Genomic DNA, 3,997 nt, shown 5'->3' with positions numbered 1-3,997 from the left:
GCCCTCGGCATGACACCCGAGCGCGTCGCCCACGACATGCGCGTCTCGTACGGGCACCCCCACATCACCCCGGACCACGTCATGGCCTGGGAACGCGGGGCCGCGGCCCCCTCCGGCTCCGAACTCACCGCGCTGGCGGGAGTGCTGTGGTGCTCGCCCGGTGAACTCATCGGCAGACCCCGCACCCTGCGCGAGCACCGCATCGCCCGCGGTTTCGCCCCCGAGGACGTGGCCCGCGCCGTGGGGCACGAACTCCACGCGTATATGCGCATGGAGGAGACCGACACCTGGCGCGGCACCGACCGTCAGTCCGCCGCACTCGCCGATCTGCTCGGCCTCCGCCTGCCCGACTTCGTCACCGTCACGGGCCGCGACGCCAAGCTCGGCGACCTGCTGCGCAACGCCGTCACCACCCGCTGGCAGGCCTACGTACGCCCGGTGGCCAAGGTCGTACCCCTGGACCGGCAGTTCCTGGAGGACGCCCTCCAGGGCCTGCACCAGGACTACCAGGGGCACATGGCCGCCACCTTGAGCTGGGGCGGCGGCAGCAGCGACGCCGGCGACACCGCCCGCGACTTCCTCGACCGGATCGTCGAGCACTTCTGGACGAGGATCCAGGAGAGCCCGGCCTAGCCCGGCCAGGCCTGGCCGGGCTAGAAGACCGACTCGGCCTCGTCCATCCGGTCCTTCGGCACGGTCTTCAGCTCGGTCACGGCCTCCGCGAGCGGCACCATCACGATGTCCGTCCCGCGCAGCGCGGTCATCCTGCCGAACTCCCCCTGGTGCGCGGCCTCCACCGCGTGCCAGCCGAACCGCGTGGCGAGCACCCGGTCGTACGCGGTCGGTGAGCCGCCGCGCTGGACGTGGCCGAGAATGACCGGCTTGGCCTCCTTGCCGAGCCGTCGCTCCAGCTCATGGGCGAGTGCCGTGCCGATGCCCTGGAACCGCTCGTGGCCGAACTTGTCGATCGCGCCCTTGCCGTAGTCCATGGTGCCGTCAGCGGGGTGGGCGCCCTCGGCGACGCAGACGACCGCGAACTTCTTGCCGCGGGCGAAGCGCTCCTCGACCATCTTCACGAGATCGGCCGGGTCGAACGGCCGCTCCGGCAGACAGATCCCGTGCGCGCCGGCCGCCATCCCGGACTCCAGCGCGATCCAGCCCGCGTGGCGCCCCATGACCTCCACCACCATCACCCGCTGGTGGGACTCGGCGGTGGTCTTCAGACGGTCCATCGCCTCGGTGGCGACCCCGACCGCCGTGTCGAAGCCGAAGGTGCGGTCGGTCGACGAGATGTCGTTGTCGATCGTCTTCGGGACGCCCACGACCGGCAGACCCGCGTCGGACAGCATGCGGGCCGCCGTCAGCGTGCCCTCGCCGCCGATCGGGATCAGCGTGTCGATGCCGAACTCGTGGATCATGTCGGAGGCGTTCTCGCAGGCCTCACGGAGACGGTCGCGCTCCAGCCGGGACGACCCCAGGATCGTGCCGCCGCGGGCCAGGATGCCGCTGACCGCGTTCAGGTCGAGGGTGCGGTAGCGGCCGTCCAGCAGCCCCGAGTAACCGTCCTCGAAGCCGATGACCTCGTCGCCGTAGTTGTCGACCGCCCGGTGCACGACCGACCGGATCACGGCGTTCAGGCCGGGGCAGTCGCCGCCTGCGGTGAGAACTCCGATACGCATCGTGCTGTGTCTCCTGCTCGCTGTTGATACCGGTGAGCCTCTGCCGATTGTTTCACGCTCGACAGCCCGGCGCCGCACCCCGAGGCTGACGGGCGCCTTATCTATCGGCGGAGGTATTGTCAAGAGGGTTCTGCTCACCTCGGTGGGCGATTTTTGTGCCCGTGGCTGGATAGCCGTTGGCTTGATGTGTACCCCCAATCGATACGAAACGGAGAGCGCGCGTGACCCGCAGCGTGTACGTGACCGGCATCGACCGCGGCGACGGCCGCCAGGTCGTCGAACTGGGGGTCATGGAGCTCCTCACCCGGCAGGTGGACCGGGTGGGCGTCTTCCGTCCCCTCGTCCACGACGGGCCCGACCGCCTCTTCGAGCTGCTGCGCGCCCGCTACCGGCTCACCCAGGACCCGGCGACCGTCTACGGCATGGACTACCACGAGGCGTCCGCCCTCCAGGCCGAGGCCGGCACGGACGAGCTGGTGTCCACGCTCGTCGACCGCTTCCACCTGGTCGCCCGCGACTTCGACGTCGTCCTGGTCCTCGGCACCGACTACGCCGGCACCCAGCTCCCGGACGAGCTGTCGCTCAACGCCCGGCTGGCGAACGAGTTCGGCGCGTCCGTGATCCCGGTCGTGGGCGGCCGCAAGCAGACCGTCGAGTCGGTGCTCGCCGAGACGCGCAACGCCTACCGCGCCTACGACACGCTCGGCTGCGACGTCCTCGCCATGGTCACCAACCGGGTGGCCCGCGAGGACCGCGACGAGATCGCCGGCCAGCTCGACTCCCGGCTGCCGGTGCCCTGTTACGTCCTGCCCGACGAGCCCGCTCTGTCCGCCCCGACCGTCTCGCAGATCGGCCACACCCTCGGCGCCAAGGTGGTGCTGGGCGACGACTCGGGCCTCGCCCGGGACGTGCTCGGCTTCGTCTTCGGCGGCGCGATGCTGCCCAACTTCCTGGGCGCCCTGACCCCGGGCTGCCTCGTCGTCACCCCGGGCGACCGGGCCGACCTGGTCGTCGGCGCGCTCGCCGCGCACAGCGCCGGCACCCCGCCCATAGCGGGCGTGCTGCTCACCCTGGACGAGGTGCCCGGCACCGACATCCTCACCCTCGCCGACCGGCTCGCGCCCGGCACCCCGGTGCTGTCGGTGGCCGGCACCAGCTTCCCCACCGCCGAGCAGCTGTTCTCCCTGGAGGGCAAGCTCAACGCGGCCACCCCGCGCAAGGCGGAGCGGGCGCTCGGCCTGTTCGAGCGGTACGCCGACACCGCCGACCTCGCCCGCCGCGTCTCCGCCCCGAGCAGCGACCGCGTCACGCCGATGATGTTCGAGCACAAGCTGCTGGAGCAGGCCCGCTCCGACCTGCGCCGGGTGGTGCTGCCCGAGGGCACCGAGGAGCGCGTGCTGCACGCCGCCGAGGTGCTCCTGCGCCGGGGCGTGTGCGAGCTGACCCTGCTCGGCCCCGTCGACCAGATCCGCAAGAAGGCCGCCGACCTCGGCATCGACCTCGGCGAGTCCCAGATCATCGACCCGGCCGCCTCCGACCTGCGCGACGCCTTCGCGGAGAAGTACGCGGCCCTGCGCGCCCACCGGGGCGTCACCGTGGAGCTGGCGTACGACGTCGTCTCGGACGTGAACTACTTCGGCACGCTGATGGTGCAGGAGGGCCTCGCCGACGGCATGGTGTCCGGCTCGGTGCACTCGACGGCCGCGACCATCCGCCCGGCCTTCGAGATCATCAAGACCAAGCCGGACGCCGACATCGTCTCGTCGGTGTTCTTCATGTGCCTGGCCGACAAGGTCCTCGTCTACGGCGACTGCGCGGTCAATCCGGACCCGAACGCCCAGCAGCTCTCCGACATCGCCATCCAGTCGGCGAGCACGGCCGCACAGTTCGGCGTGGAGCCGCGGATCGCCATGCTGTCGTACTCCACGGGGACGTCCGGCTCCGGCGCCGACGTCGACAAGGTGCGCGAGGCCACCGAGATCGTCCGCACGCGCCGGCCCGATCTGAGGATCGAGGGCCCGATCCAGTACGACGCCGCCGTGGAGCCGTCGGTCGCGGCGACCAAGCTGCCCGGCTCCGAGGTCGCCGGGCAGGCGAGCGTGCTGATCTTCCCCGACCTGAACACCGGCAACAACACCTACAAGGCCGTGCAGCGCTCGGCCGGCGCGATCGCCGTCGGCCCGGTGCTCCAAGGTCTGCGCAAGCCGGTCAACGACCTGTCCCGGGGCGCCCTCGTCCAGGACATCGTCAACACCGTCGCCATCACGGCCATCCAGGCCCAGTCCCCCGCCCCGTCCCCGAGCGAGAAGGCAACCGCC

Annotated in this window: 3 protein-coding genes; 2 read left to right on the top strand and 1 reads right to left on the bottom strand. The window is 71.3% G+C overall.

Going from position 1 to position 3,997, the window contains the following annotated elements; translation table 11 throughout:
• On the top strand, positions 1–633 hold a 633-nt coding region (locus CA983_RS41295; protein ID WP_244207318.1), incomplete at its 5' end, for a helix-turn-helix domain-containing protein.
• 20 nt (positions 634–653) lie between these two features.
• Here CA983_RS41295 and CA983_RS41290 read toward each other — a convergent pair.
• On the bottom strand, positions 654–1,679 hold the full coding sequence (locus CA983_RS41290; RefSeq protein WP_086605796.1) for an ATP-dependent 6-phosphofructokinase: 1,026 nt from the start codon (positions 1,677–1,679) through the stop codon (positions 654–656).
• Positions 1,680–1,900: 221 nt separating this feature from the next.
• Between CA983_RS41290 and pta the strand changes: the two genes are divergently transcribed.
• On the top strand, positions 1,901–3,997 hold a 2,097-nt coding region (pta, locus tag CA983_RS41285), incomplete at its 3' end, for a phosphate acetyltransferase (protein ID WP_086605795.1).

Origin of the sequence: Streptomyces swartbergensis (assembly GCF_002148965.1) — a bacterium.
Classification (GTDB): domain Bacteria; phylum Actinomycetota; class Actinomycetes; order Streptomycetales; family Streptomycetaceae; genus Streptomyces; species Streptomyces swartbergensis.
Note: the sequence above shows the minus strand (reverse complement) of the source record. Positions and strands in the feature narration are given on the sequence as shown.